The sequence below is a fragment of the Microcystis sp. M49636_WE2 genome (assembly GCF_030065375.1).
Taxonomy (GTDB): Bacteria; Cyanobacteriota; Cyanobacteriia; order Cyanobacteriales; family Microcystaceae; genus Microcystis; species Microcystis aeruginosa_C.
In genome coordinates, this window is the sequence record NZ_JASJFG010000562.1 from 1 (window position 1) to 2349 (window position 2349).

Genomic DNA, 2349 nt, shown 5'->3' on the forward strand with positions numbered 1-2349 from the left:
GAGCATATACTGGATCGATCGCCGCACTGCTCCCATATCACCATTAGCAGTTAATGCTCCTAAATCCACCAGAGAAGTGACCACGCGATCGGCATCTTTTTGGGCAATTCCCAAGAGAGTCTGCATTAATTTTTCGCGCACATTGGTCTTAATTTGTCCCATCATGCCGAAATCGTAGAAAATTAAGGAGCCATCACTATCAACGGCAATATTGCCGGGGTGGGGATCCGCGTGAAAAAAGCCGTTATTGAGTAGTTGAATTAGATAGGCTTTTGCCCCCAGTTTAGCCAACAATTTGCGATCAAGTCCGGCCGCTTCTAGGGCTTCATAATGACTGATTTTGATGCCGGGGAGGTATTCTAGGGTTAAAACTTGGGGAGAGGTGTAGCGCCAATAGACTTTTGGTACTTTTACCCAATCTTCCCCGCGAAAATTACGGCGAAAAGTGTCGGCGTTACGACCTTCGTTGAGATAATCGGTTTCTTCCCAGAGAATTTTACAGCATTCTTCATAAATTCCCGTCCAATCGCGACCTTTACCCCATTTGGGATGATTTTGGAAGTATTGGGCGATTTTTTTCAGGATAGCCAGATCGATACTAAATAATTTTTTCAATCCGGGCCGTTGGACTTTGACCACCACATCTTCCCCGCTGTTCAGTTGGGCCCGGTGAACTTGCCCTAAACTAGCGGCTGCTAGGGGGATGGGATCGAAGCTTTTAAAGAGTTTATTCAGGGGTTTACCGAGGGATACCTCGATAATTTTGCTGGCCTGTTCGTAGGTAAATGCGGGAACCTGATCCTGTAGTTTCGAGAGTTCTTCCACATATTCGAGGGGAAAAAGATCGGCGCGGGTGGAGAACAGTTGACCGACTTTAATAAAAGTCGGTCCCAATTCTAGCATGGTTTCCCGAATCCAAGCGGCCTGTTTTCTGCGTCTGCCGGCGAGTTTTTCTTGGCTATAGCCGCCGTTATAGCTCCATTTTTTACCGTTGAGCCAGAATTGATACAGTACGGTCAGAACGAATCGCCAAATATCTAGACGACGACGATTGATGGAATAGCTTTCTCGATTCCAACGATAGCTATTTTTGGCGACTTGGAGGGCCGGCATTGCTGGGTTTAACTCTGGGGTAACGGGGACGGGTAGAAGGGCTGACACGCAGTTTTTGGGGCTTTAAAGCGACTAAAAGAGGGTTTTTGGTTAATTCTGGTGGTTTTTTAGTTCCGAGCGCAATTGGGCGATTTCGGCCCGCATTTCGTCGATGTTTTCCTGCACATCGGCACTGGAGGAACCACCGGACTCTGTACCAGTATATACTCCCTTTTCCATGGCTCGCTCGGCTCTCATTTGCACTTCTTCGACGAATTGCCGCAGGTTTTCCCGTTGTTCGGCATCAAATTTGCCTAATTCGCTTAAAGCGTTGGTAAACGCATCTTCTAGCTGTTCACTGACTACTTCAGCGATCGCTCGTCCGAGGAAAAAGGCGTGAATAACGGGGTTAGTCATAATCTTAAATGGATGTTTTCGCTTGCTGGGTTTTGTGAACGGGAAAGGCGATCTATAAATTCCCTAACTACTAGGTTAGGCGACAGAACCGGAAAAGGCAAATCGTTTTTCTGAAAACGGGGGTTAGACGGGGGGTTAATCGACAAAATTAAGGGAAAGAAAAGGCTCTAAGGCGGTAAAGTCCGGTTCGATCTCGTCGGGAATTATCGCTGAAATCAACCCGATTAGCGAAATAATAGTGTCATCAACAATATCGGTCTCAGGAGAGTTAAGATGCTCAGAAAACGTTTATTAATCCCCTTAATACTATCCCTAGTCACTTTCGGTCTAGTGGTGGCCTGCAATTCCGTCACTCCCACCAGTCAAACTAACCCCAGTCCCGCAGAAAACGCCGCCACTGGTGCTATTCCCATCGGTGCAGCTTTAGCTCAAACCAGCAATCTCGCCCTATTGGGACAGGAACAGGTGATCGGTGTCAAGATGGCTGAAACATATTTTAACAAAAAGGGCGGAGTCAATGGAACACCGATTAAAGTTATTATCCAGGATGTGGCCGGGGATGAACAGGGCGCGATCAACGCCATTAATACCCTAATCACTCAAGATAAGGTGGTGGGTATTCTCGGTCCGTCCCTGTCCCAGCAAGCTTTTGCCGCTAGTCCGATCGCCGATCGAGCTAAAGTTCCCATTCTCGGCCCGTCTAACACGGCTAAAGGTATCCCCCAGATCGGTGAATATGTGGGTAGGGTGTCCGCTCCTGTGGCTGTGGTCGCTCCCAATGCGGTTAAAACCGCTTTAAAAATCGATCCCAAGATTAAAAAAGTGGCTGTCTTTTTTGCC

Annotated in this window: 3 protein-coding genes; 1 reads left to right on the forward strand and 2 read right to left on the reverse strand. The window is 47.6% G+C overall.

Annotated elements, in window-relative coordinates; translation table 11 throughout:
* The coding region (locus PX484_RS13005; RefSeq protein ID WP_288104159.1) for an ABC1 kinase family protein at nt 1–1113 on the reverse strand (1113 nt) is incomplete at its 3' end.
* Between the two features lie 90 nt (nt 1114–1203).
* Nucleotides 1204–1509 carry a DUF6825 family protein gene (locus PX484_RS13010; RefSeq protein WP_287765642.1) on the reverse strand — a complete coding sequence of 102 codons (306 nt, stop codon included), beginning with the start codon at nt 1507–1509 and terminating at the stop codon, nt 1204–1206.
* Between the two features lie 273 nt (nt 1510–1782).
* On the opposite strand from PX484_RS13010, the gene PX484_RS13015 reads away from it, so the two are divergent.
* Nucleotides 1783–2349: ABC transporter substrate-binding protein (locus PX484_RS13015; protein ID WP_288104157.1), on the forward strand; the 567-nt coding region annotated here is incomplete at its 3' end.

Coding starts and splice junctions, on each gene's coding strand:
- PX484_RS13010 (WP_287765642.1), bottom strand. CDS start 1,509: ATGACTAACCCCGTTATTCACGCCTTTTTCCTCGGACGAGCGATCGCT.